Origin of the sequence: Pseudomonas sp. NPDC079367 (genome assembly GCF_044542195.1) — a bacterium.
Lineage (GTDB): Bacteria > Pseudomonadota > Gammaproteobacteria > Pseudomonadales > Pseudomonadaceae > Aquipseudomonas.
The window spans coordinates 67,501-90,622 of sequence record NZ_JBITTW010000013.1 but is presented as its reverse complement, the minus strand read 5'-3'; the positions used below and the strand labels follow the sequence as shown (position 1 = coordinate 90,622).

General features: G+C 60.7%; 22 protein-coding genes. 8 read left to right on the top strand and 14 right to left on the bottom strand.

Features of this window, described 5'->3' with window-relative positions; genetic code table 11:
• Positions 1-245 precede the first annotated feature (245 nt).
• The 5 genes from ACIGDJ_RS13605 to ACIGDJ_RS13585 all read right to left on the bottom strand — a co-directional run bounded on the left by ACIGDJ_RS13605 (position 246) and on the right by ACIGDJ_RS13585 (position 5,851).
• A complete protein-coding gene (locus ACIGDJ_RS13605; RefSeq protein WP_312999710.1) occupies positions 246-1,478 on the bottom strand; it encodes an MFS transporter in 1,233 nt (410 codons plus the stop codon).
• Positions 1,471-2,448 (bottom strand): diiron oxygenase, encoded by a 978-nt coding sequence (locus ACIGDJ_RS13600; RefSeq protein ID WP_397478650.1) that lies wholly within the window; start codon positions 2,446-2,448, stop codon positions 1,471-1,473. The genes ACIGDJ_RS13605 and ACIGDJ_RS13600 overlap by 8 nt, the downstream gene beginning before the upstream one ends.
• Positions 2,445-3,518: a SagB family peptide dehydrogenase gene (locus ACIGDJ_RS13595; RefSeq protein WP_101161317.1), complete on the bottom strand. Its 1,074-nt coding sequence runs from the start codon at positions 3,516-3,518 to the stop codon at positions 2,445-2,447. The genes ACIGDJ_RS13600 and ACIGDJ_RS13595 overlap by 4 nt, the downstream gene beginning before the upstream one ends.
• A gap of 450 nt (positions 3,519-3,968) precedes the next feature.
• A complete protein-coding gene (locus ACIGDJ_RS13590) occupies positions 3,969-5,165 on the bottom strand; it encodes a class I SAM-dependent rRNA methyltransferase (RefSeq protein WP_016772700.1) in 1,197 nt (398 codons plus the stop codon).
• A 146-nt stretch (positions 5,166-5,311) separates the two neighbouring features.
• Positions 5,312-5,851, bottom strand: coding sequence for a type 1 glutamine amidotransferase domain-containing protein (locus ACIGDJ_RS13585; protein WP_101161312.1), 540 nt, complete (start codon positions 5,849-5,851; stop codon positions 5,312-5,314).
• 228 nt (positions 5,852-6,079) lie between these two features.
• Between ACIGDJ_RS13585 and ACIGDJ_RS13580 the strand changes: the two genes are divergently transcribed.
• The 3 genes from ACIGDJ_RS13580 to ACIGDJ_RS13570 are packed head-to-tail and all read left to right on the top strand — an operon-like array spanning position 6,080 to position 8,097.
• A complete protein-coding gene (locus tag ACIGDJ_RS13580) occupies positions 6,080-6,892 on the top strand; it encodes an HDOD domain-containing protein (protein WP_397478662.1) in 813 nt (270 codons plus the stop codon).
• Between the two features lie 12 nt (positions 6,893-6,904).
• Entirely contained in the window at positions 6,905-7,717 is an 813-nt protein-coding gene (mutM, locus tag ACIGDJ_RS13575) for a bifunctional DNA-formamidopyrimidine glycosylase/DNA-(apurinic or apyrimidinic site) lyase (RefSeq protein ID WP_397478649.1), read from the top strand.
• A 56-nt stretch (positions 7,718-7,773) separates the two neighbouring features.
• Positions 7,774-8,097: a multidrug transporter gene (locus tag ACIGDJ_RS13570; RefSeq protein ID WP_101161304.1), complete on the top strand. Its 324-nt coding sequence runs from the start codon at positions 7,774-7,776 to the stop codon at positions 8,095-8,097.
• A 61-nt stretch (positions 8,098-8,158) separates the two neighbouring features.
• Here the strand turns inward: ACIGDJ_RS13570 and ACIGDJ_RS13565 are convergent, their stop codons facing one another.
• From ACIGDJ_RS13565 to ACIGDJ_RS13545, 5 genes are all read right to left on the bottom strand, one after another.
• Positions 8,159-8,410 (bottom strand): YfhL family 4Fe-4S dicluster ferredoxin, encoded by a 252-nt coding sequence (locus tag ACIGDJ_RS13565; protein ID WP_003195146.1) that lies wholly within the window; start codon positions 8,408-8,410, stop codon positions 8,159-8,161.
• Positions 8,411-8,565: 155 nt separating this feature from the next.
• Positions 8,566-9,045 (bottom strand): pantetheine-phosphate adenylyltransferase, encoded by a 480-nt coding sequence (coaD, locus tag ACIGDJ_RS13560; RefSeq protein WP_003229157.1) that lies wholly within the window; start codon positions 9,043-9,045, stop codon positions 8,566-8,568.
• Between the two features lie 115 nt (positions 9,046-9,160).
• Positions 9,161-10,756, bottom strand: coding sequence for a GMC family oxidoreductase N-terminal domain-containing protein (locus ACIGDJ_RS13555; RefSeq protein WP_397478647.1), 1,596 nt, complete (start codon positions 10,754-10,756; stop codon positions 9,161-9,163).
• Between the two features lie 75 nt (positions 10,757-10,831).
• Positions 10,832-11,377 (bottom strand): twin-arginine translocation pathway signal protein, encoded by a 546-nt coding sequence (locus ACIGDJ_RS13550; RefSeq protein WP_312999697.1) that lies wholly within the window; start codon positions 11,375-11,377, stop codon positions 10,832-10,834.
• Between the two features lie 29 nt (positions 11,378-11,406).
• Positions 11,407-12,837, bottom strand: coding sequence for a coniferyl aldehyde dehydrogenase (locus tag ACIGDJ_RS13545; protein WP_397478646.1), 1,431 nt, complete (start codon positions 12,835-12,837; stop codon positions 11,407-11,409).
• A gap of 147 nt (positions 12,838-12,984) precedes the next feature.
• Between ACIGDJ_RS13545 and ACIGDJ_RS13540 the strand changes: the two genes are divergently transcribed.
• Positions 12,985-13,656, top strand: coding sequence for a TetR/AcrR family transcriptional regulator (locus ACIGDJ_RS13540; protein ID WP_016772708.1), 672 nt, complete (start codon positions 12,985-12,987; stop codon positions 13,654-13,656).
• Positions 13,657-13,687: 31 nt separating this feature from the next.
• Positions 13,688-14,542 carry a sulfurtransferase gene (locus ACIGDJ_RS13535; protein ID WP_397478645.1) on the top strand — a complete coding sequence of 285 codons (855 nt, stop codon included), beginning with the start codon at positions 13,688-13,690 and terminating at the stop codon, positions 14,540-14,542.
• 509 nt (positions 14,543-15,051) lie between these two features.
• Here ACIGDJ_RS13535 and ACIGDJ_RS13530 read toward each other — a convergent pair.
• The 4 genes from ACIGDJ_RS13530 to ACIGDJ_RS13515 all read right to left on the bottom strand — a co-directional run bounded on the left by ACIGDJ_RS13530 (position 15,052) and on the right by ACIGDJ_RS13515 (position 19,571).
• The gene (locus ACIGDJ_RS13530) at positions 15,052-16,053 is read right to left on the bottom strand and encodes a hydrolase (protein WP_397478644.1); all 1,002 of its coding nucleotides are present in this window, start codon (positions 16,051-16,053) and stop codon (positions 15,052-15,054) included.
• 65 nt (positions 16,054-16,118) lie between these two features.
• Complete coding sequence (rsmD, locus tag ACIGDJ_RS13525; RefSeq protein WP_101161286.1) at positions 16,119-16,733, bottom strand: 16S rRNA (guanine(966)-N(2))-methyltransferase RsmD; 615 nt, start codon at positions 16,731-16,733, stop codon at positions 16,119-16,121.
• The gene (locus ACIGDJ_RS13520; protein WP_397478643.1) at positions 16,733-18,223 is read right to left on the bottom strand and encodes a M16 family metallopeptidase; all 1,491 of its coding nucleotides are present in this window, start codon (positions 18,221-18,223) and stop codon (positions 16,733-16,735) included. Before ACIGDJ_RS13520 ends, rsmD begins: the two co-directional genes overlap by 1 nt.
• On the bottom strand, positions 18,216-19,571 hold the full coding sequence (locus tag ACIGDJ_RS13515; RefSeq protein WP_101161280.1) for a pitrilysin family protein: 1,356 nt from the start codon (positions 19,569-19,571) through the stop codon (positions 18,216-18,218). The genes ACIGDJ_RS13520 and ACIGDJ_RS13515 overlap by 8 nt, the downstream gene beginning before the upstream one ends.
• Before the next feature lie 345 nt (positions 19,572-19,916).
• Here ACIGDJ_RS13515 and ftsY point away from each other — a divergent pair, with 345 nt between their 5' ends.
• Genes ftsY through ftsX form a run of 3 tightly spaced genes read left to right on the top strand, consistent with a single transcriptional unit; the run spans position 19,917 to position 23,097 of the window.
• Positions 19,917-21,407: a signal recognition particle-docking protein FtsY gene (gene ftsY / locus ACIGDJ_RS13510; RefSeq protein WP_397478642.1), complete on the top strand. Its 1,491-nt coding sequence runs from the start codon at positions 19,917-19,919 to the stop codon at positions 21,405-21,407.
• A complete protein-coding gene (ftsE, locus tag ACIGDJ_RS13505; RefSeq protein ID WP_003229148.1) occupies positions 21,404-22,075 on the top strand; it encodes a cell division ATP-binding protein FtsE in 672 nt (223 codons plus the stop codon). The genes ftsY and ftsE overlap by 4 nt, the downstream gene beginning before the upstream one ends.
• A complete protein-coding gene (gene ftsX, locus ACIGDJ_RS13500) occupies positions 22,072-23,097 on the top strand; it encodes a permease-like cell division protein FtsX (RefSeq protein ID WP_101161270.1) in 1,026 nt (341 codons plus the stop codon). The genes ftsE and ftsX overlap by 4 nt, the downstream gene beginning before the upstream one ends.
• The last annotated feature ends 25 nt before the right edge of the window (positions 23,098-23,122 follow it).

Sequence of the window (23,122 nt, the reverse complement as noted above, 5' to 3'; positions counted from 1 at the left end):
GGCGGCTAATCACGTACTAAAGGGGAGTGAGCTTCTGTTGACCTCTGAAACACCCGAAAAATGGCCGTGTGTCCTGAAGCTGCCGATAACGTTGCGGGATCGCCGCTGGTCTCAGCCTGAGCTCATAAACCCGCCGGGGATGAATGGCGATGAATGAGGCGATTCTACACCGCTGGCGTCTTGAGGGAATGGCGTAAAACATTGTTCCCGTGCCGAAGAGGCTTGCGTAATGACGACTGGCAAGGTCAATGGTCGCCTCCCGGCACTACCGGATTGCTGTGCAGTTTGCTGGCGCGCCGGCCAATCGCGCTGTTGAGCAACAGGGATATGCCGCTGAGCACCACAAAACCGTAACCCAGCGTCGCTTGCAGGTTGGCCGGGCCGAGGCTGATCAGGGCACTGACCAGCCCGCCACAGATAAAGATGATGGTACTTCCAGCTGATGCCGATGCTCCGGCATTTTCGGCAAACAGGCTCATGGCGCGGGAGGTGGCCGGTGGCCGAGAAATGGTGGTACCCGCGGTGCAGATCAGCATTGGAACCAGCACCGTCGCAGCTGACAGCTCATGATTAGTGGCCAGATAGAGCATCACCAGACCCGAGAGCAGGATCAGACTCAGCCCGGTGAAAATCTGCTGTTGCGCATCGATAAGCCGGTTCAGCACGCTGGCGAGCAGGCCGCCGAGGACATAAGCGCCGCCATAGATCAGCAGAATCAAAGCGAAATCGTAAGGCGCCATCTGCAACTGCTCCATGAAGATCAGCGGCGATGTGACGATGAAGGAGAAGTGGCAGGCGAAAGCGAATGCGGAAATCAGCCAATAGCCGACAAACGGGAAACTACTCAGCACCAGTCTGTAGGACTGAATGAAGCTCAGGTGTGGACCGTTCTGAACAGGCCGGCTGTTGTCGAGCAGTCGCCAGGTTTTGACCAGAACCACCGCTGCAAGGGCGATAAACACCCAAAAACTGCCGCGCCAACCAAGGGTTGCCTGCAGAAACGTGCCCGCCAGCGGTGATACCGAAATGAAGATGCCTGTCGCTGTGACCATCAGGATCCGCAGCCGATCACGTTCGTGGTCTTCGAACAGATCCTGCACCAGCGCCTGAGACAGCACGAAGCACCCGCACCCCATCGCCTGCATCAGCCGGAAAACCAGGAACAGTATGTAGTCATTGCTCAGCGCGCAGCCGAGGGCGCCGAGCAGCGACACGCTCACGCCTCCCAGCAGCAGACCCTTGCGCCCGATCATGTCGGACAACGGGCCGATCAACAGTTGGGCAAACGCGATGCCTAAGGCGAACAGGCTGATCGATAGTGCGATGTCGCTCGGCGAACGACCAAAATGTGCCGCCAACGCCGGGAAGGAGGGCAGCAGTACGTCCAGCGGGAATACGCCGAGCAGGATCATTGCCAATAACAGGCTGACGGCACCGCGCTGTCGTTGATGGGTTACGACACGGCTGTGGTCATTCATCGAGCAGTCCCGCCTTGGCGAAAAGGGTCAGGTTATGGGGCAGCGCAAAAAAAACCGCCTTGTGCAGGGCCTCCAGGGTGGATTTGGAGCCGGCGCGGGCACGCTCACGGCTGGCCTGCACCGTTGCCATGGCGCCGACAATCTCTTTCATGTCGGTTTCGGCAATACCGGCCGAGCGCAAGCTTTGTTGCAGCCAGCTTTCATCGACTTCGAAGAAAATCGGGATGATCTCCACAAGGATCCTGGCGGCGAACAAACGCTGGCGACTGTTCATCGCAATCCAGAAGTAATGGAAGGCTTCAGCAAAGTAATGGCTGTGCCGGGCTTCGTCGGCAAGATGGTCACGCAGCATGTCGTTCACGCTGGACACCAGCGTGTTGCGGCACACATCGAGCAACTCACGGGCAATGATGGTTTCCGAGACGAAGCCGAGCAGAAACCAGGCCAGCGCACGGTTCTTTTCCGGTGCGCGCGCGATCAGAGCGTTCATGCGGGTGATCCGCTTCGGAATGACGGGTCGCCGGGTGATGCAGTAGTGCGCGGCGATCTGCTCAGCAATCTGGTTGGAAAACAGTGCGTGATATCCCTCATCGGTGTACAGCTGGAGCGCAGCGTGCTTCATAGGCAGCGGTATATAGATGGGCAGCTCGCGATGCACGATGACTTCCACGGCGCGGTTGACGATGCGGTGCTCAAGCAGGGTGGTGTAATCGAGGAAATACACCAGATGATTGGCAGTGAGGCGGTGCAAGGTCTCGCTACCCTTGGCCTGGATGGCCGGGTGCGCCAGATAAGGCAAAAAGGCTGGCGGGAACCAGTAGCGGGTCTGCAGTTGCTTTTCGACATCGCTCGGCAATCGATAATCATGGGTGCTACTGCGTACGGACGCGCGGCTTTCCCAGTCGGGAAGAGTGAATTTGAGCGACCATGACACCGGGGCTTCGCTCTGATCCGGCAGCGTAGAAATCAAGACGACACCCCCCACAGCAGTTCCCGCATTTCCTGGCACATGGCCTGGCCGTCGCTTTCGCCGCAACCGACGAAAAACAACGGTTGCTCGGCGCTGCCTTTGAGGCCGAGCAGGTTTTCGACCTGCGCATCGGCAAAAGCGCCGGTCAGCCAGGTATTGAGCCCCAGCGTCGTTGCAACCAGCTGGAAGGTTTGCGAAAGGTGGCCCGCCTCGATGAATGCCATGCGGTAGGCGCGCGAGTGTTCGTACTTCCACCAGAGACGATCGAACCTGGCGGTGATGAATACGCCCAACGGCAGATTGTTGATGAAGTGCTGGCCCCCGAGCATTTGCCCCAGGGCCGGTTCGGGCAAAGGATTAACCTGGCTCAAGGCGTGCTCGCCCGGATGATAGGCGTAAATTCCCGGTTCAAGCCCGACAACGTTCTGCGCCAGAACAAAACCTTCACAGGCGTTCAGCCCCCCGCCTGATGGACTGCTCCGGCGGGCCTCAAGCCCGGGTGCGACAGGATCGTCCTCGGCATTCTTGCGCGCAGGGAGATAGCCGAGAGTGAAATACAGCAGCGTGGCAATCTCTTCCAGTGTCACCGCCGCCCCGGTATAGGCGCGGCAGGTTTTGCGCTTCAGCAATGCCTGAGTCAGGCTGTCACCATTCATTGCGCCGGGTGCAGGCAAGGTGATGAGTGCCTCCACTGGGTGCTGCTTTCTGGCTGTCGCTGGTTCTGGTTTCGCCAACACTTCGCTGCAATGCGCCAGATATTGTCTTGACCACTCGTGAATGTTCTGCGGTGCATGTTCGCAGGGGATGTTCTGCGTGCCGATATGATAAATCTTCGATAATTCATCCCAGCCCCAGTTCGGACTGTCTATTTTTGAAACTGTTAGAATGCCTGCGGCCAGAAGTTGTGTGTCTATTATGTTGTTCGGGTCAAACAAGTTCGGGTTGTAGATAAGAGTGGCGAGGCGATGGGAGTAATCAAGATCAAGCTCATGTTGAGTATGATTCTTGTAGTTCCAGACAACTTGTCCGGGCGGGCGCGGCAATATAAACAGGAAAGGATTGATATGCATTGATTCAGATCACTCAGGGAAAGTCTTGAGGACACCGGAGTGCCGGCACTCCCCGGCGTCCAGACTTACTTAGCGGGCGTTGGCTGCAACGAGGAAGGCCAGGTTGGCGATTTTATTTGTTTCCAGATAAACCGTTTTCATGATGTGAACTCCTTGTTCATTGAAAGTTGAGGTCGCTTCGTGGCGACAACTTCATAATAGTTTGTAATCGGATATTGGCAAGCGGATATTAAGTAGGAATATTCCAGTAATTTTGTCGGAGCGATCTATTGCGGTGGGCTAACTGTGTAGGTTTAATTTCGCTAATTAATAGGCGCGACGAAACTTCCTGCAAGGCAGTGAGAAAATAGTTGTAGGAAGAGGGCAAAACACTCACGTCGAGTGTGAATCAGCGCAGAGGGCGGGGCAAAAAAAACGGGGAGCTCGGCGGCTCCCCGTGTGCAATTGCGATCAGCTGTTGGGCAATAGCCGGCAGGTGATGCTCTTGATGTAGCGCGTTTCGGCGATGGCTGGATGCACCGGGTGATCCGGGCCCTGACCGCCACGCTCGAGCATCTGGATGTTGCGGTCCAGATGACGGGCGCTGGTCAACAGGATGTTCTGCAGATCATCTTCCGGCAGATGCATCGAGCATGAAGCGCTGACCAGAATGCCGTCCTTGGTCAGCAGGCGCATGGCTTGCTCATTCAGACGACGATAGGCGCCTTCGCCGTTCTTCATGTCTTTTTTACGCTTGATGAAGGCTGGCGGATCGGCAACGATCACGTCGAAACGCTCTTCGCTGGCCTTCAGTTCCTTCAGCGCTTCAAAGACATCGCCTTCGATGCAGGTCATCTTGTCGGCAAAGCCGTTCAGCGCAGCGTTGCGCTCGACGCCGTCGAGGGCGAATGCGGACGCGTCGACGCAGAACACTTCGCTGGCGCCGAATGCAGCGGCCTGCACACCCCAGCCACCGATGTAGCTATAGAGGTCGAGTACGCGTTTGCCTTTGGCGTACGGTGCCAGGCGTGCGCGGTTCATGCGGTGGTCGTAAAACCAGCCGGTTTTCTGGCCTTGAATGACCGGCGCTTCGAACTTGACGCCGTTCTCCTCCAGCGCGACCCATTCCGGCACCAGACCGAACACGGTTTCGACATAACGGTTGAGGCCTTCGGCGTCCCGGGCGGCGGAGTCATTCTTGAAAAGGATGCCGCTTGGCTTGAGCACCTGGGTCAGCGCGGCGATCACGTCGTCTTTATGCGCTTCCATGGTCGCCGAGGCGATCTGCACTACGAGGATGTCACCGAAACGATCAACCACCAGGCCCGGCAACAGGTCGGAATCGCCGTAGACCAGGCGGTAGAACGGCTTGTCGAACAGACGCTCGCGTAGCGACAGCGCGACATTCAGGCGATGTACCAGCAGCGACTTGTCCAGGGCCAGCTTGATATCGCGCGACAGCAGGCGCGCGCAAATCAGGTTGTTCGGGCTCATGGCGACGATGCCCAACGGCTTGCCGCCGGCGGCTTCCAGCACCGCCTGATCACCGGCCTTGAAGCCGTGCAGAGGCGTGGCGGCCACGTCGATTTCATTGCTGTAGACCCACAAGTGGCCGTTGCGCAGGCGACGGTCGGCGTTGGCTTTGAGGCGCAGGCTAGGCAGGGACATGACGTCGCTCCGGAAAAAAGAGCGGGAGTATAGCGTGTTGAGGTTTGCGCTGGGCTGAGGATGCGATGAAACGCTGACGATGCCTTCGCGAGCAAGCTCGCTCCCACAGATGAACACAAAATCCGGTGTGGGAGCGATGCCGAAGATTACGCAGCCAGTGCGTCAATCAGCGCTTGACTGAACGCCGGCACATCATCCGGCTGGCGGCTGCTGATCAGGTTGCCGTCCTTGACCACTTCCTGATCGACCCAGTTCGCGCCGGCATTGACCAGATCGTCCTTGACCGTTTTGTAGCTGGTCATGGTCTTGCCATTGACCAGTCCCGCCGAGATCAGCAGCCAGCTGCCATGGCAGATCACGGCAATCGGCTTGCCGGCCGAGGCTGCGGTCTTGACCAGATGCTGAGCGTCCTGGTCGATACGGATGGTGTCGGAATTCTGCACGCCACCGGGCAGGAGCACGGCATCGTATTGATCGACGCTCACAGCCTGGAAGGTGTTGGCGACCGGGAAGTCGTCCGCCGGTTTGTCATGGTTCCAGCCTTTGACCGTGCCGGTCTCGGCCGACAGGATATCGACCTGCACGCCGGCCTGCTCCAGGGCATCCTTGGGACCGGTCATTTCGACCTGTTCGAAACCATCGGTAACCAAAATAGCGACGCGTTTGCCATTGAGGGAAGTTGCCATCGGTAAGCTCCTGAGTCTGTGGAGATTTTGCCTTCGCAGCGAACCGTCGAGGTCCGATGCGCCCTACAGAGTCCGAAGCCTGTGCGCGGATGAAAGTTCCGGCGATGTGCCCATCGGTGTGTCCCCCTGCCGTTTCAGCGGTTAGAATCGCCGCCTGCCCCGGAGTGTGTACTTATGTCCCAAGAGCTGACCACCGAACAGATTCAACAATCGCTGCAAGGCATCAGTGTGCCGGCGCAACCGCAGATCATGGTGGATCTGCAAATGGAGCAGTACATGCCCGACCCGGACCTGGAGGTGATCGCCAAACTGATCTCCCAGGACCCCGGTCTGTCCGGCGCGCTGCTGAAAATCGTCAACTCGCCGTATTACGGTCTGAGCAACAAGATCACCTCGATCCAGCGTGCGGTGAACCTGTTGGGCAGCCGCTCGATCATCAACCTGATCAACGCGCAGTCGATCAAGGGCGAGATGAACGACGACACCATCGTCACCCTCAACCGTTTCTGGGACACCGCGCAGGATGTGGCGATGACCTGCCTGACCCTGGCCAAGCGCATCGGCACCCAGGCCGGCGACGAAGCCTATGCCTTGGGCCTGTTCCATGACTGCGGCGTGCCGCTGATGCTGCAACGTTTCCCCAATTACATGACCGTGCTGGAAGAGGCCTACGCCAGCGCCAGCCCGGAATGCCGCGTGGTCGATACGGAAAACCGTGTGTTCAACACCAACCACGCCGTGGTCGGTTATTACACGGCCAAGTCCTGGCGCCTGCCGGAGCATGTCAGCGCTGCCATCGCCAATCACCACAATGCCCTGGCGATTTTCAGCGACGAATCGTCGAAAAACAGCCAGCTGAAAAACTTGCTGGCGATTCTGAAAATGGCCGAGCACATCTGCGCCTCTTACCGGGTGCTGGGCAACCAGAACGAAGATTTCGAATGGAATGCGGTCGGCCCGCTGGTGCTCGATTACGTCGGTCTGTCTGACTACGATTTCGAAACACTCAAACAAACGATTCGCGACCTCGGCGCGCATTGATCCGAGGACACCATGCCTGAACTGCCGGAAGTCGAAACCACCCGTCGCGGGATCGCCCCGCACCTGGAAGGCCAGCGGGTCAGCCGGGTCATCGTCCGCGACCGGCGTCTGCGCTGGCCGATCCCGGAAGACCTGGATGTACGCCTTTCCGGGCAGCGAATCGTGCAGGTCGAGCGGCGCGCCAAATACCTGTTGATCAACGCCGAGATCGGCACGCTGATCAGCCATTTGGGCATGTCCGGCAATCTGCGTCTGGTCGAGGCCGGGTTGCCGGCATTGAAGCACGAGCACGTCGACATCGAACTGGAATCGGGACTGGCCCTGCGCTACACCGATCCGCGGCGCTTCGGCGCGATGCTGTGGAGCAACGACCCGCTCAATCACGAGCTGCTGATTCGCCTCGGGCCGGAGCCGCTGACTGATCTGTTCGATGGTGAAAGGTTGTACAAGCTGTCACGCGGACGTTCGATGGCGGTCAAACCTTTCATCATGGACAACGCGGTGGTGGTCGGAGTCGGCAATATTTATGCGACCGAAGCGCTGTTCGCTGCGGGCATTGATCCGCGCCGCGAGGCGGGTGGTATCTCCCGTGGGCGTTATCTGAAACTGGCGATCGAGATCAAACGAATCCTCGCCGCCGCCATCGAGCGTGGCGGTACCACGTTGCGCGATTTCATTGGCGGTGATGGTCAGCCGGGCTATTTCCAGCAGGAGCTGTTTGTCTACGGCCGCGGCGGTCAGCACTGCAAGGTCTGCGGCACCGGCCTGCGCGAAGTGAAGCTGGGCCAGCGCGCCAGCGTGTTCTGCCCGCGCTGCCAGAGCTGAAAAAATCCTTGGGTCTATAGTGAGAAGTCTCACTGTGCAGCCCGAAGGATCGTGCCATGAAAGTCCTGCAAGTCTTCTCCGTCACGCTGCTGCTGTGTTCCAGCCTGCTCGTTCAGGCCTCGGAAAACGGCAGCGGTGACCCGCGTTACACCATTCAGAATCCCCCGGCCTACGCCATGCTCGGTGATTTGCTGATTGCCCGGCCTTTGCTGGTGGTGGCCACGGTAATCGGTGCGGGAGCATTTGTGGTGTCGTTGCCGTTTACCGCGTTGGGCGGCGGTGTCGGCGATGCCGGGCAGGCGCTGGTGGTTGACCCGGCGAAAGCGGCGTTCATGCGGTGTCTGGGGTGTACGGGGGAGGGGTTCGAGCAGCGCGAGTGAAGGACAGGATCAAAAGATCGTCCGAAGGCTCGGGCCGCGATCGGACGATCTTTTTAGCGATTCAGGCCTTGCCGGTGATCTTGCGGTACTTCTCCATCAACTGTTCTTCAGTCTCCGGATGGGCTTCGTCCAGTGGAATGCAATCCACCGGGCAGACCTGCTGGCACTGCGGTTCGTCATAGTGGCCGACGCACTGAGTGCACAGGTTCGGGTCGATCACGTAGATCTCTTCGCCTTGGGAGATGGCGGCGTTCGGGCACTCGGGTTCGCAGACGTCGCAGTTGATGCAATCGTCGGTAATGATCAGGGACATGCTAACTCCAGCCGGGGCGGCAGGCCCGGGCGCTATAAATCAATGCGCGCAATTGTGCCGCATTGGCGAGCGCAGTGCACGCGGGGGCGATCAAGGGCATGGCTGCGATCAAAAAACAAAGATCGTCTGATCGCAGCCCGAGCCTTCGGCAGCTCCTACTTTTTAAAGCGTAGGGTCAGCGCGTCGGCCACGGCCGGGTGGACGAACTTGCTGATGTCGCCGCCCAGCGCGGCAATTTCCCGGACCAGCGTCGAGGAAATGAACGAATAACGCTCGGACGGCGTGAGAAACAGGCTCTCCACATCCGGCGCCAGTTGGCGGTTCATGTTGGCGAGCTGGAATTCATATTCGAAGTCTGACACCGCTCGCAAACCACGCAGGAACACGTTGGCGTTCTGCTCTTTGGCGAAGTGCGCAAGCAGCGTCGAAAAACCGACCACTTCTACGTTCGGCAGGTGTTTAGTGACCTCGCGAGCCAGTTCGACCCGTTGTTCCAGCGGGAACAGCGGGTTCTTTTTCGGGCTGGCGGCGACCGCAATGATCACGTGATCGAACAGGCGCGAGGCGCGTTCGACCAGATCGCCATGGCCCTTGGTAATAGGGTCGAAGGTACCTGGGTACAACACTCGGTTCATCGCGTCGTCCTGGCGGGAGTCCGTTGGGGAGTCGGATGGTATCGCAGCCTTCCCGGTCGGCCAAGTCGCCTGTTGGGTAAGAAAGCACTATAGACGATAGGAATATTCTGCTTTTTCATGGATTTTTCAGTCGGTCAGCCAAGGCTGTCGCCAGTTGCGCGGTCAGACCATACACCGACAGCTGCGGGTTGGCGCCAATGCTGGTGGGGAACAGCGAGCCGTCGTGAATCGACAGATTCCTGAGCTGATGATGGCGACCGAGGCTGTCGGCGACCGCGCTTTTCGGATCTTCACCCATTGCGCAACCGCCCATGACGTGGGCACTGCCGAGTCGCGTGCGGTACAGCTCCAGGCTCAATCCATCGATCATTGAGCGCGCCTCGGCGAGTGTCTTCACATAACGACCATCGGCATGCATCGGCATGACCGCTTGCGCACCGCCAGCGAACTGAATGTCCGCCATGACATGAAAGGCCCGACGCAACCCGTCCCAGGCGTATGGCGAGACTTGATAGTCGAGCACCGGCGAGCCGTCGCCGCGCAACTCCACCGAGCCACCGCTGCTGTCCGGATGGAAGCCGTCGCGCAGCAGCGCCAGCATTGCGTGGGTGTGCGGCAGATCAGCCATGTGTTGCGCGTTCTCCCCACCAGAACCACCGAGCAGCGTCGCCGCCAGCGCCGGGTGCAGCGGTGGCACTTCGAGTTTGAACGCCATCGGCCCGGTAGTGCCGTCCTTCCACTGGAAATGATCGGAATAGATTGACTGCGGCGCGCCGTAGAACGGATTGACCACCTCGGCGAAGCGCGCGGCGGACATGTTCACCGGGTGCAGAAAAGTACGCTTGCCTGCCCGCTCATGCGGATCCGGCGCGTCAGAGCGCAGCAACAGCGCCGGGCTGTTGATACCACCGCCGGCCAGCACGTAATGCCGAGCCTTGACCGTGATGCTGCGCCCGGTCGGCTCGACGCAGCGTTCGTCCATCGCCACGCAATGCAGACCGGTAACCTTGTCGCCGCTGATGAGCAGTTTCTGCACCCGCGCCAGATACAGCAGCTCGCCGCCCTTTTCCAGCGTCGCCGGGATGGTCGTGACCATCATCGATTGCTTGGCGTTGCTCGGGCAGCCCATGCCGCAATAGCCGAGGTTCCAGCAGCCGCGCACGTTGCGTGGAATCACATGCCAGCTGTAGCCGAGTTGCTCGCAGCCTTTGCGGATCACGTCGTTGTTGGCGTTGGGCGGCACCGTCCACGGCGCGACGCCCAGGCGCTGCTCCATTTTTTCGAACCACGGCGCCATCTCTGCCGGGCTATGGCCTGTGACGTTGTGCTCGCTGGCCCAGTGTTCGAGGGTCGGCTCGGGCGTGCGGAAACTCGAGGTCCAGTTGATCAGCGTCGTGCCACCGACCGCGCGCCCCTGCAGGATCGTGATCGCGCCGTCCTTGCTCATGCGCCCGATGCCTTCCTGATACAGGCTGCTGTAGGCCTCGTCTTCGAGCAGTTTGAAATCCGAGCTGGTTTTCAACGGGCCTTCTTCGATCAGCAGGACTTTGTAGCCGGCCGCGCTGAGAATCTCTGCCGTCGTACCACCACCGGCGCCGCTGCCGATGATGGCGACGTCGGCTTCCAGAGTGAGGTCGCCGCTCAGTTGCGCGCCGTTGTAGGTTTTCCAGCCTCGGGCAAGGCCTTCGCGGAAGGGATCGGGTACGGGCATCGGTCAGGTTCTCTGGTTTTTATTGTTCTTGAGGGACTTTTCGCGAGCTCGCTCGCGAAGGCCACGCCGCCGATCTCAGACGGTCGGCGGCCCGGGATAACCGCAATGCGCCCAGGATTCAGCGCGGGTGTACCAAGCCATCATCACCATTTGCTGCAACGAGCTATGGCCCATGCGCAGCAGGTTCAGAGCACTGTTCTCCCAGCGTTCGAGGAATTGCCGCATCGCTTCGGCACTGGCGTTTTCCCAACTGCCCCAGATCCCCGTAAGCGGCCCGCGGGTCACGGCCATGCCCAGCACGTCGAACAGTTGTCGGGTGAGCTTGAGCATTTCCGGCGACAGGTGATCGAGGCTGTAGTCCAGCGACTTCAGCGTGCCGTCGACCGCTGCGGGCATTTCCCCGGCGGCAACGGCGCCGTCGAGCATCAGCGGGATCAGCGCACGCAGGAACAGCAGGTCGCCGTCGCGCAAACTGACAAAGCCGTTGGCGCTGACGCTCGACGAGCAGCCAGTCAGGCTGGCGCCAAGGCCGGCAGTGGCCAGAAATGCGGTGGCGCCGAGGCTGAATTTCAGCAGGCCACGGCGCGACAGGGTGGGGGTTTCGGTCAGGCTTGGGTGCATTGTTGTTATTACCCGGCGTCGACGAACGTTTAGCGAATGAACAGCTTTTGAATCAGTTTCTGAATTGATGTGCCGTAAGGCGGGTAGATCAGCCGCGCCGCATTGAAACGCTGTTTGATCAGTACGCCCTTGGCCTTGCTGAACGTCAGGAAACCTTCGTGGCCGTGGTAATGGCCCATCCCCGAGGGACCGATGCCACCGAAGGGCATATCGTCCTGGGCAACGTGCAGCAAGGTGTCGTTCAGGCATACGCCGCCGGAATGGGTCTCGTGCAATACGCGATGCTGTTCGCGTTTGTCGTAGCCAAAGTAGTAAAGAGCCAGAGGACGAGGCCGCTGGTTGATGTAAGCCAATGCCTGCTCCAGATCGCGATAAGGCACGATCGGCAGCAGCGGGCCGAAGATTTCGTCCTGCATCACGGTCATCTCATCGCTGACATTGAGCAGCACGCTGTGCGGCATGCGGCGCCCCTGGCCTTGCTCGAACAACGGGATCAGCAGCGCGCCTTTGCTGGTCGCGTCGCTGACGTAACCGTTGAGCCGGGCCAACTGGCGTTCGTTGATGATTGCCGTGTAGTCGGCGTTGTCGGTCAGGGTCGGGTAGAAGCCTTTCACAGCCTGACGATAGGCCTCGACGAAAGCGCCGACGCGGTCTTCCGGCACCAGCACATAGTCGGGCGCGACGCAGGTCTGCCCGGCGTTGAGGGTTTTGCCGAAGGCGATGCGTTCGGCGGCGTCCTTGAGCGGTACGTCTCTGGAGACGATGGCCGGCGACTTGCCGCCCAGTTCCAGCGTCACTGGCGTGAGGTTTTCCGCCGCAGCGCGCATGACATGTTTGCCTACGCTGGTGGAGCCGGTGAACAGCAGGTGATCGAAAGGCAGGCGCGAGAAGGCTACGCCGACATCCGCCTCGCCAAGCACCACGCAAACCAGATCTTCGGGGAAGATCCGTGCGAGCAATTGCTTGAGCAGCAGCCCGGTGGCCGGGGTCGATTCGCTGAGCTTGAGCATCACCCGATTGCCCGCCGCCAGGGCGCCGACCATCGGTCCTACGGCCAGATACAGCGGGTAGTTCCACGGCACGATCACCCCGACCACGCCCAGCGGCTGATAGACCACCTTCGCCGAAGCCGGCTGAAACGCTACGCCGACCTTGCGCCGCGATGGCTTCATCCAGTTTTTAAGATGACGGCTGGCGTAGTGAATGCCGTGCAGGCTCGGCATCAGCTCGGCGAGCAGGGTTTCGTCGGCGCTGCGGTGACTGAAATCGGTGCTGATCGCTTCGATCAATGCCTGACGCTCACTGCTGAGCAGATCGCGCAGAGCCTTGAGCCACTGTTGCCGTTGCGCAGCGGGAGGCATCGGGTGGGCGGCATACGCCGAGCGTTGCGCCTGGAACTGCCGACCAAGCGTTTCAAGAGGCTGTTGCAGGGTTTGCAGGTAGGCAACATCGGCAGTCATCGCAGGCTCCGGATTTTATTGTAGTGAGCACTTTTTAGAGTCGATACTCTAGAAAGTCAAACGACTTCCGCACACGTCAGTGTTTTATCCGTTTCCGGTTAGGTCGTAAGATGCGCCGTCAACGCACTCTGAATTAAAGCTCAAGCCATGGCCCCACGAATAAAAACCAGCGAGCGCATCGTTCAGAACAGCCTGGAGCTGTTCAATCAGCAGGGCGAGCGCAGCGTCAGCACCAACCACATCGCCGCGCACATGGAGATTTCTCCGGGCAACCTGTACTACCACTTCCCCAACAAGCAGGCGATCATCGCCGTGTTGTTCAGTGAGTACGAAGCCCTGGTGGACAGCTTTTTGCGTCCGCCTCAGGGCCGTCCGGCGACGGTCGAGGACAAGCGTTTCTATCTCAAGGAACTGCTCTCGGCCATGTGGCGCTACCGTTTTCTGCACCGCGACCTCGAGCATCTGCTCGACAGCGATGCGGAACTGGCCGCGCGTTATCGGCGCTTTTCCCAGCGCTGCGTGATCCAGGGTGCCGCGATCTACGAAGGTTTTGTCGCCGCCGGAATCCTGAAAATGGACCGCGTACAGATCGAATCGCTGACCCTCAACGCGTGGATCATCCTGACCTCGTGGGTACGTTTTCTGTGCACCACGCGGGAAAACTCCAACCACCTCAGCGAACAGGCCGTAAAGCGAGGCGTGTATCAGGTGCTGGTGCTGGAAGCCGGGTTTGTCACCGATCAGGCGCGCGATGAGGTCAATGCCTTGTTCGACGAGTTCTATGTGCCGCTGGCGCAGGCTCTCGAAGATGTGAAATAAACCGTTCAGCCGAATGCCACAGGAGCCCGTTATGTCGATTGCGCAGTTGATCAGCCCGCAAGCACTGGACGTTCGCAAAGAGCAGCCGGGGCTGGTAATTCTCGATTGTCGTTTCGCCCTCGAAGATCCGGATTACGGTCAGCGCAGCTACGCCGAAGGGCATATTGCCGGGGCGAGTTTCGCCGATCTGGAGCGTGATCTGAGCGGTAAAGTAGAGAGGGGCGTGACCGGTCGGCATCCGTTGCCCGAGGCGGCGGAGCTGATCGAACGCCTGCAAGCCTGGGGCATCAGCAACGACAGCGATGTGGTTCTGTATGACGACGGCCCGGGTACGTATGCGGCGCGGGCATGGTGGTTGCTGGCATGGCTGGGTAAACGCGACGGTGTGTTCATTCTCGATGGCGGGCTCAAGGCCTGGCACGCGGCCGGCCTGCCGCTGAGCCTGGATCCGCCGAGCGTGACACCGGGTAACTTCAGCGGTCAGCCGGACATGCACCTGCTGCTCAGCGCCGAGCAGTTGCAGCAACGCCTCGGCCAGCCAACGCTGACCTTGCTCGACGCCCGCGCCTTGTCGCGCTTCAAGGGCGAAATGGAGCCGATCGATCCGGTCGCCGGGCATATTCCCGGCGCACAGTGTGCGGCGTTTACCGACAACCTCGGCAGTGATGGGCGCTTCTTGCCGGCGGAGCAGCTCAAGCAGCGCTTTGCCGCGAAACTGGGCGAGCGCTCTGCGTCGGAACTGGTCGCTTACTGCGGATCCGGGGTGACGGCGTGCCATAACCTGTTTGCGCTGTGCCTGGCTGGCTATCCGCTGGGCGCGCTGTATGCCGGATCGTGGAGCGAGTGGATAAACGAACCGTCGCGCGGCATTGCCACGGGCGAATAAAGTCGCTGATCCCTTGTCGGAGCGGGCTTGCCCGCGAAGGCGTCGGCACATCCAGCATCACCGCCAACTGACCCACCGCTTTCGCGAGCAAGCTCGCTCCCACGATGGAATGAACTGAGCCATCCATTTTCATTCCAGCACGATCCCTGTGGGAGCGGGCTTGCCCGCGAAGGCGTCGGCACATCCAGCATCACCGCCAACTGACCCACCGCTTTCGCGAGCAAGCTCGCTCCCACAATGGAATGAACTGAGCCATCCATTTTCATTCCAGCACGATCCCTTGTGGGGGCGGGCTCGCCCGCGAAGGCGTCGGCACATCCAACATCGCGGCCAACTGACCCACCGTTTTCGCGAGCAAGCTCGCTCCCACAATGGAATGAACTGAGCCATCCATTTTCATTCCAGCACGATCCCTGTGGGAGCGGGCTTGCCCGCGAAGGCATCGGCACATCCAGCATCACCGCCAACTGACCCACCGCTTTCGCGCGCGAGCTCGCTCCTGCCAAGAGTTATGTTCTGCGATCTGCTGCGATCAACCACTGCGGGATACGCCGCTCCAGGTAATACCCGGGCCTGCGCATCGAGCCGTCGACGAAACCGACATGACCGCCACGCGCCTGCAGTTCAAATTGCGTACAGGCTGACAATTCGTCGGCCTGCGGCAGGCTGTGCGGGAACACGAACGGATCGTCCGCTGCCTGAATGATCAGCGTCGGCGTGCGGATCTCACCGAGGTAGTAGCGGCTCGAGGCGCGGCGGTAGTAATCCTCGGCATCATCGAAGCCGTGCAGCGGGGCGGTAATCCGGCCATCGAAATCCCAGAACGTGCGCATGTTTTCCAGCGAACCGAGCGCCGCCAGTTTCGCCAGGCCGTCTTCGCGCCCGTCATGCTGGAACTGGCGTTGCTTGTTCTTGATGTAGGCGACCATCTCGCGCATGAAGTGCGCCTGATACACCCGCGAAAATCCCTGACCGATACGGTCCGCGCACTGGTCGAGCCTGAACGGCACCGACACTGCCACCGCGCCGAGTACGCCGCTGGCGCTGCCGGTTTCGCCAAGATGTTTGAGCAGCACGTTGCCGCCCAGTGAATATCCGACCGCGTAGAGCGGTGCCACCGGTCGTTTAGCGCGCAGGTGCTGGATGGCTTCGGCAAGGTCTTCGCTGGCGCCGGAGTGGTAGCTGCGCGGCAACAGATTCGGCTCGCCGGAACAACCGCGCCAGTTCAGCGCGACGCTGGCCCAGCCCTGCTCGGCCAGGGCTTTTTGAATGCCCGCCACATAGGGCGAATTGGAAGAACCGGTCAAACCGTGCAGCACCAGTACCAAAGGCGCCTCGGCGCTGTGCGGGCCGTGCCAGTCGAGGTCGAGGAAGTCGCCGTCTTCGAGCCACAGGCGTTCTCGTTCGCGCTCGATGTGCACGGTGTTGCGCCACAGCGGCCCCCACAAGGTTTGCAGGTGCGGATTGCCGAGGCCGAAGGCGGGAATGAAGCGTTCTGGCGAAGGGGGCACGATGATTCTCGATGTGCTCGTGGCGAGGAAGCACGCTCCCTCGCCGCAGGTTGCTTGCGAGCTGGTCAGCCGGCGATGTCCGCCGTGCGCTGCCACAGCGCGTAATACACGCGACCGGATTTCTGCTCGCGGTGCAAACGCCAGTTGCCCGGCAGGCCCAGCGTCGATGGCGCTGTTTCGCTTTCAGTGTAGATCCACGAATCGGCCGCCAGCCATTGGCGCTCTTCCAGCAAAGTACAAACCGCTGGTAACAGGTTCTGGTTGAACGGCGGGTCGAGGAACACCAGATCGAACGGCGTCGCGGTCTGGGTCTCGAGGTATCGCAGCGCGTCGGCGGTTTGAACCTGGCCGTTGCTGCAACGCAAGGTGCCGAGGTGTTCTTTCAGGCTGGAAACCGCAACGTTGCTCGCATCCAGCGCCTGAGCCGTGGCCGCGCCACGAGAAAGCGCTTCGAGAAACAGCGCGCCGCTGCCAGCGAACGGGTCGAGCACTTTCGCCCCTTCGACATACGGCGCGAGCCAGTTGAACAGGGTTTCACGCACGCGGTCCGGGGTCGGGCGCAGGCCCGGTGCATCGGGAAAGCTCAGCTTGCGGCTGCGCCACTGGCCGCCAATGATACGCAGCTGATTCACGCCGTTGTGCACGTTTTGCACAGGTTTTTTCGGTGCTCGAGTCGCCATTAATGCTCCGGAACCCCGAGCGGTTGCTCGGCAGGTTTATCAGATGGGGCCGGTAGCGGCTTTTGCGGCACGGTCGGGCCAGCGGTGACGATGACCATTTTCTCCGTGCTCAGGTGTTTGTTCAGCGCATCGCGGACCTGCTCCACAGTCAGGCTCTGCGACTGACGCATGAAATCGTCCAGATAGCTCAGCGGCAGATTATAGAAGCCCATCGCGCCGAGTTGGCCAACGATGTCGGCGTTGCTGGCGGTGGACAGCGGGAAGCTGCCGGCCAGTTCGCGCTTGGCATCGTCGAGTTCTTTCTGCGTCGGCCCGGTTTTCAGGTAGTCGGCGAGCACGTCCTGCACCAGTTTCAGAGTGCCTTCGCTCATCTCGGCGCGGGTCTGCAGGTTGATCATGAACGGGCCACGAGCCTGCATCGGGCTGAACGCCGAGTACACGCCATAGGTGAGGCCACGCTTCTCGCGCACTTCGCTCATCAGGCGCGTGCCGAAACCACCGCCGCCAAGAATCTGGTTGCCCATCGACAGCGCAGCGTAATCAGGATCGTCGCGGTCGATGCCCAGTTGCGCGAGCATCAGGTTGGTCTGTTTCGACGGAAACTCGATGTGGTTGACGCTGGCCTTCGGTTCCTGCGGCGCAGCGATCTTGGCCAGCGCCGGGCCTTTCGGCAAGGCAGAGGAGACCTGATTGGCAATCGCCTCGGCTTCGGCGCGCGACAAATCGCCGACCAGCGCGATCACCGCATTGCCTGCGGCGTAGGCCCTGGCGTGGAATTCACGCAACTGCGCGACGGTGATCTTCGGCACGCTTTGCGGATTGCCATCGCTGGAATGTGCGTAAGGGTGGTCGCCGTACAGACGCTTCATCAGCTCGAGGCTGGCGAGTTTGCCGGGGTTCTGTTTCTGGTATTCGAAACCGGCGAGCAACTGGTTCTTGATGCGCGCGAAGGAATCGGCGGGGAAGGTCGGTTTGCCGACCACTTCGGCGAACAGCTCAAGCGCCGGTTCGCGCTGCTCGGCAGCACTCAGGCTGCGCAGCGAGGCCAGCGCCATGTCCTTGAACGCACCGTTGCCAAAGTCCGCGCCGAGGCCTTCAAATCCTTGAGCGATGGCGCCGACGTCCTTGCCGGCGATGCCTTCGTTGAGCATGGCGTTGGTCAGCACCGCAAGGCCGGGTACGTTGCCATCCTGGCTGCTGCCAGCGGCGAAGATCAGGCGCATGTCGAACATCGGCAACTCATGGGCCTCGACGAACAGCACTTTGGCGCCTTCAGCAGTGGTCCAGGTCTGCACATCGAGCTTGCGGCTGGCCGGGGCCTTGCCGTCGAGTTCGGCCAGCGATTGCAGTTTCTGACTGGACTTGGCGTTATCCAGAGCTTCACTGGCCTGGCTGTCCGCGCTTGGCGACAGATAAACCGCTGCCGAGCCGATCACTGCGACAGCGAGCAGGCCAAGCAGCATCAGGCGTGGGGTTTTGCGCTCACTCATGAGTCGTCTCCATTGGCAGGACGTGGGCGACGCTGAGACGTTCGCGGGTGAAATACTTTTTCGCGGCGTTCTGGATGTCTTGCGGGGTCACGCTTTCCAGGTCGGCCAGTTCGGTGTCCATCAGCTTCCACGACAGGCCGACCGTCTCCAGTTGACCGATCGCGGTGGCCTGGCTGGTGATCGAGTCACGCTCGTAGACCAGGCCGGCGATGACTTGAGCGCGGACGCGTTCCAGCTCTTCGGCGGACGGCGCGGTGGTTTTCAGTTGCTCAAGCAGTTTCCACAAGCCGGCTTCGGCCTGAGCGATGGTCTTTTTCTTCTGCGTGTTTGGCGTGGCCGACAGGGTGAACAGGCTGTCGCCGCGGGTGTAGGCGTCATAGTCCGACGAGCCGCCGGAGACCAGCTCTTCGCCGCGTTCCAGTTGCGTCGGGATGCGCCCGCTGTAGCCGCCGTCGAGCAGCGCCGAGATCAGGCGCAGGGCGTTGACCGAGCGTTTGTCTTCAGCGGTAGCAATGCTCGGCACGTTGAAGCCGAGCATCAGGCTGGGCAGTTGGGTTTGTACGCGCAGGGTGATCTGGCGTTCGCCGGGCTCGGCCAGTTCCAGCGGTTTTTTCGCCGGCGGCACGGCGCGTTTGGCGACCGGGCCGAAATAGCGCTGGGCGAGGGTTTTCACTTCGTCCGGAGTGACGTCACCGACCACCACCAGCGTGGCGTTGTTCGGCGCGTACCAGGATTGGTACCAGTGGCGCAGTTCCTCGACTTTCATGCGGTCAAGGTCAGCCATCCAGCCGATGGTCGGCGTGTGGTAGCCGCTGGCCGGGTAAGCCATGGCCTTGTAGCGCTCGTAGGCCTTGGACATCGGTTTGTCATCGGTGCGCAAGCGGCGCTCTTCCTTGATGACTTCGATCTCCTTGGCGAACTCGTCGGCCGGCAGGCGCAGATTGGCCATGCGGTCGGCTTCCAGCTCAAAGGCCACGCCGAGACGATCGCGGGCCAGTACCTGGTAATAAGCAGTGAAGTCGTCGCTGGTGAACGCGTTCTCTTCGGCGCCGAGGTCACGCAGGATCAGCGAAGCTTCGCCGGGGCCGACTTTTTCACTGCCCTTGAACATCATGTGCTCGAGCGCATGGGACAGACCGGTCTGGCCCGGGGTTTCGTAGCTGGAGCCGACCTTGTACCAGATCTGCGAAACGACCACAGGCGCACGATGGTCCTCTCGCACGACGACCTTGAGGCCGTTATCGAGGGTGAATTCGTGGGTCGGTTGCGGGTCGGCCGCCAGGGCCGAAAGGGGCAGGCAGACTGCGCTGAGCAGCAGGCCAGCAGCGCGGCGGGCTAGAGCATTCATTCGATTTTCAACCTGTTGGGCTGCCCGCTTGGTCTTAGCCTAGGCGGGCGAGGAGGTGCTAGGATACTGATCCGTTTTACCGGAGACCACGCCTATGAGGTTCTGCAACCTGATAAGGCTGAATGGGTTTGCGGCACAAGGCAGCGGTTTGGCAACCAGACTCTGCGTTTTCGCCGATTTTTCGCCGGTTTAGACCATCGTAAAGACGATCCTTGAGGTGCCTTCGGTGCCTCGACAAAATGTTGCGCGTGAACAAGCTGGGTGAAACACAGTCTGTTCTGCATCGAATATTTATTTGCCGGGGCGCCCTGTTGGCGCGTCGCTACCGTGAGATAGCCGTCCTCCATGTTTGGTTCCAACGACGACAAGAAGAGCCCAGCTGCGGCTGGCGAGAAGAAAAGCCTGTTCGGATGGCTGCGGAAGAAACCGCAGGAACCCGTCGTCGAACAGCCGCCCGCGATTCCTGAGCCGGCCCCAGCGCCAGCACCTGTAATAGAAGAAGAGCCGGCGCCGATTGTGCTGCCTATCGCCGAACCGGTGTTGCAGCCGGAGGTCGCGGCCGAGCCTGAAGCGCCAGTGGCTGCGGAGTTGCCGCTGACGCCGGCCGCCGAGCCTTGGCTGACCTTGCCGGTGGCGGAAGAACCGGTGGCCTTCGTTGAAGAGGCAGCGCCGCATGTGACGCCGGCGATCCCTGAAGTGGTTGTGGAACCTGCTGTCGAGCCCGAGCCTGTGGTGGAAGCGGTCATCGAGCCGGCGCCGGTTGTTCCTGCACCAGCGGCACCGATCATTCAAGCGCCCGAGCCAGCGCCTGTTCTGGTGCCTGCGCCGGTTGTCGCTGCGCCAGTCGTGCCGGATGAGGCGGCTGCTGAGCCTCCTGTAGAAGCCCCGCGCACCGAAGAAACCAAAGCCGGTTTCTTCGCCCGTCTCAAGCAAGGCCTGTCGAAGACCAGCGCCAGCATCGGCGAGGGCATGGCCAGCCTGTTTCTGGGGCGCAAAACCATCGATGACGATTTGCTCGATGACCTTGAAACCCGTCTGCTCACCGCCGACGTCGGCGTTGAAGCCACCACCCAGATCATCCAGCGCCTGACCCAGAAAGTTGCGCGCAAGGAGTTGGCCGACGCCGACGCCCTGTACAAATCCCTGCAAGCTGAACTGGCGGCGATGCTCAAGCCGGTCGAGCAACCGCTGAAAATCGCCTCGCAGAACAAGCCGTTCGTGATTCTGGTGGTCGGCGTCAACGGCGCCGGCAAAACCACCACTATCGGCAAGCTGGCGAAGAAGCTGCAACTGGAAGGCAAGAAAGTCATGCTCGCCGCCGGTGACACCTTCCGTGCCGCAGCCGTCGAGCAATTGCAGGTGTGGGGCGAGCGCAACAAGATTCCGGTCATCGCCCAGCACACCGGTGCCGATTCGGCTTCGGTGATTTTCGACGCCGTGCAGGCCGCCAAGGCCCGTGGCATCGATGTGTTGATCGCTGACACCGCCGGTCGTCTGCACACCAAAGACAACCTGATGGAAGAGCTGAAAAAGGTGCGCCGGGTGATTGGCAAGCTCGACGCCGACGCTCCGCACGAAGTTCTGCTGGTGCTGGATGCTGGCACCGGGCAGAACGCGATCAACCAGGCCAAGCAGTTCAACCAGACCGTCGAACTGACAGGCCTGGCGCTGACCAAACTCGATGGCACCGCCAAGGGTGGGGTGATTTTCGCCCTGGCCAAGCAGTTCGGTCTGCCGATTCGCTACATCGGCGTCGGCGAAGGCATCGACGACTTGCGTACCTTTGAAGCCGAACCCTTTGTCCAGGCACTGTTTGCCGAGCGGGAGCGTTCATGATTCGTTTCGAACAGGTCGGTAAACGCTACCCGAACGGTCACGTCGGCTTGCATGAGCTGAGCTTTCGAGTCCGTCGTGGCGAATTCTTGTTTGTTACCGGCCACTCCGGTGCCGGTAAATCCACGCTGTTGCGCCTGTTGCTGGCGATGGAACGCCCGACCAGCGGCAAGCTGCTGCTCGCCGGGCAAGACCTCAGCACCATCAGCAACGCGCAGATTCCGTTTCTGCGCCGACAGATCGGCGTAGTGTTCCAGAACCACCAGTTGCTGTTCGATCGCACGGTGTTCAACAACGTCGCCTTGCCGCTGCAGATCCTCGGCCTGTCCAAGGCCGAAATTGCCAAGCGTGTCGATTCGGCGCTGGAGCGCGTGGCACTGTCGGATAAAACCGATCTGTACCCCGGCGACTTGTCCACCGGCCAGCAACAGCGCGTCGGCATCGCCCGCGCCATCGTGCATCGCCCGGCCTTGCTGCTGGCGGACGAACCGACCGGTAACCTCGACCCGCGTCTGGCGGCGGAAATCATGGGCGTGTTCGAAGACATCAACCGTCTGGGCACCAGCGTGCTGATCGCCAGTCACGACCTGGCGCTGATCGCGCGCATGCGTCACCGCATGCTGACCCTGCAGCGCGGCCGTTTGATCGGCGACGGGGAGGCCGGCGTATGAGTGCGACACGCAGTCCTAAGGTTTCCGAGCGCGTGGCCCCGAAAGCCGCCGACCCGCAACCGCAAAAGAAGAAAAAACACGACGATGACGACGGCCCGGACTTCGCCACGCTTTTCCGCGCCTGGGTCGAAAGTCATCGTGCCAGCCTGCTCGACAGCCTGCGCCGCCTCGGTAAACAGCCGATCGGCAGTTTCTTCACCTGCATGGTGATGGCCGTGGCGTTGAGCTTGCCGATGGGCCTGTCGCTGCTGCTGAACAATGTCGAACGTCTCGGCGGTTCGTGGCAGCGTGCGGCTCAGATCTCGCTGTACCTGCAACTCGACGCGACGCCGGAGCAGGGCGAGTCGTTGCGCGAGCAGATCAAAGGCATGCCCGGCGTAGCTGATGCCGAATATGTCGGCCGCGACCAGGCGCTGGAAGAGTTTCAGCAGCAGTCCGGTTTGGGCGAAGCCCTGCGTGAGCTGCCCGAAAACCCTTTGCCCGGTGTGGTGCTGGTGACACCGAACGAAGTCGACAAGGCGACACTCGAAGCATTAAGACAAAAACTTTCCGAGCTGCCCAAGGTACAACAGGCGCAACTTGATCTAGTCTGGGTCGAGCGTCTGGCCGCCATCCTCAAGCTGGGCGATCGGTTTGTCTTCGGTCTGACGGTGCTGCTGGTTTCTGCATTACTTTTGGTGATAGGCAATACCATTCGTCTTCATATTGAAAACCGCCGCACCGAGATAGAAGTGATTAAACTCGTCGGCGGCACTGACAGTTATGTGCGTCGCCCTTTCCTTTATATGGGCGCGTTGTATGGCTTCGGTGCAGGGCTGTTGTCCTGGGGTGTATTGGCGTTCGGCCTGAACTGGCTGAACGATGCGGTGGTCGGACTGGCCGGCTTGTACGGCAGTGATTTCGCCCTGGCCGGTGTGCCAGTGGCCGACGGTCTGTCGCTCTTGCTTGGCGCGGTGCTGTTGGGTTATATCGGTGCATGGATTGCAGTCGCACGTCATCTCAGGGAGCTGGCGCCGAAGTAGAATCTTTTTTGCGCGTGATTGACCT